This window comes from Buttiauxella brennerae ATCC 51605 (genome assembly GCF_001654925.1).
Lineage (GTDB): Bacteria > Pseudomonadota > Gammaproteobacteria > Enterobacterales > Enterobacteriaceae > Buttiauxella > Buttiauxella brennerae.
On sequence record NZ_LXER01000003.1, the window covers coordinates 1 to 1,194 of the forward strand.

Below are 1,194 nucleotides of genomic sequence, written 5' to 3' on the forward strand. Positions count from 1 at the left end.
GTCATGGAAAGTGCTGCAGATGCAGCGGCCTGCAATATCATAGCAGCAAGGGGATTTCCAAAGCGCAGCGCCGTTATATTGTCGGCTATGTGCCGAACCGGGGCGATACCGGGACACCGAATATTCATTTAAAGGGTAAATGGCTGAAAGAAGCGGGGTTTGAGACGGGTGCACATCTTACCGTTAAAATAACCGATGGCTGTATTGTGATTATTAAAGATAGCGACGAAGTGGATGTGCTGAAGCAGGAGCAGGAAGCATTGCGTCAGCAACTGCGGGAAATTAAGCAGGCTAATAAGAATATTAAATCGGCGCTGCGTGGGATGACGGCTTAGATAATAAATAAAAGTCGGAAAGATCGTGTGGTCTTTCCGACTTTTTGCTATGAGGCTAGTTTAGAAACACCAAAATCCACATAACCTTCAGAACTAACAACAAGACACCATTGATTATTAACATCAAAGAAATAATGATGCTGAGGAACTAATTCTATTAAGAGATTAAGCATAGTATCTATTTGATTAGGTGGGATTTTTAGAGCAAAATCCAACGATGAATCGTTTATATAAAATATCCCCTCAGAACTGAATATTAAATCGTGCGCATATTTGTGGATGAAACTACTCACCAGAGAAGTCCAAGATTTTTTTTCATTACCAAGATCTTGATATACATGGCCTAGAGTTTTATTCCAGTCTATTTTTGATCCAATCCAATCAAACATATCTGATAGTGAATCAGCAATAGGCTCCCAGTTCTCAATAATTTCTGGAGGGTTAGGTAGATTTGCAATGTGTAACTTAATTTCATCATCAATAGTCATTTTCCCCTCCTTGGCTTTGAAGGATGATCATATCTTTTTTGATGTTTAGTCGTTGTTTGTTCGGTTGCATCAAATTGGTAATGTTCCCCTTTGTCCTTGCCGCTAAACACATTTATATGAGAACCACTTCTTTCATCATATTCAATTCTAAAACCAGTTTTTCCATCGGCTGTGGTCATCCCGACGGCTTTACCTTTCGTATCGCCAAATTTACCTGTATTAACTTTTTCAGCTTTAAATCCTCTGGCCTTAAGCCATTCTAAAGCTTTATTCATTGCTTGCTCAAATGACCCCGGGCAACAAGCCAACCCCAGCGGATCAACCCAACTCAACGGATTATGCACATACCCGTAAGGGTTCACCCCACCCAA

The 1,194-nt window shown here is 40.5% G+C and carries 2 protein-coding genes and 1 pseudogene; 1 reads left to right on the forward strand and 2 read right to left on the reverse strand.

Annotated features, from left to right (window positions below; all coding sequences use genetic code 11):
* Nucleotides 1–335: SymE family type I addiction module toxin (locus M975_RS00385; protein ID WP_425338983.1), on the forward strand; the 335-nt coding region annotated here is incomplete at its 5' end.
* Between the two features lie 47 nt (nt 336–382).
* Here the strand turns inward: M975_RS00385 and M975_RS00390 are convergent.
* Nucleotides 383–823 carry a hypothetical protein gene (locus M975_RS00390; RefSeq protein ID WP_064556613.1) on the reverse strand — a complete coding sequence of 147 codons (441 nt, stop codon included), beginning with the start codon at nt 821–823 and terminating at the stop codon, nt 383–385.
* Nucleotides 820–1,194: pseudogene (locus tag M975_RS23060) on the reverse strand (RHS repeat-associated core domain-containing protein); the annotation flags it as partial. The gene M975_RS00390 and the pseudogene M975_RS23060, both read right to left, overlap by 4 nt.

Excerpts from the sequence above, each read along its gene's own strand:
- M975_RS00390 (WP_064556613.1), bottom strand. The coding sequence starts at position 823 with ATGACTATTGATGATGAAATTAAGTTACACATTGCAAATCTACCTAAC.